We start from the raw sequence: 388 nt of genomic DNA, 5'->3' as shown, positions 1-388 counted from the left end.
GCAAATGGAACGGGTTTAACTTACGCATGGTCACCTTCTGGAGCTGCCGTACTGAATCCAACAGGTTTGTCAGGTGGATCACATACTTTAGTAATCACAGATGTTGCAGGTTGCTCAGTAACTGTAGGACCTTACACCATCACAAATACGCCAAGTGTTTCACTTAATGCTATAGGGATTAACATCACTTCGACCGATTGTAATGGAAATAACGGAAGTATTACAGGAATTACTACTTCTGGTGGAACAGCTCCTTTAACTTACGAATGGAATGGAGTTGTAACGCCAAGTGCTGATCTCAACAATGCAATCGGTGGGAATTATACTTTAGTTGTTACTGATGCTAATGGATGTGCTGCAACTGTTGGACCTTTCACAATTAATTCAC

1 pseudogene is annotated in these 388 nt (G+C 41.5%); it reads left to right on the top strand.

The features are described from left to right. Positions 1–388: pseudogene (locus C6368_RS17140) on the top strand (hypothetical protein); the annotation flags it as partial.

It is taken from the genome of Brumimicrobium mesophilum, from assembly GCF_003025005.1.
GTDB classification, from domain to species: domain Bacteria; phylum Bacteroidota; class Bacteroidia; order Flavobacteriales_D; family Crocinitomicaceae; genus Brumimicrobium; species Brumimicrobium mesophilum.
The sequence above is the reverse complement of the archived record's forward strand: the minus strand, read 5'-3'. Positions and strand labels throughout refer to the sequence as shown.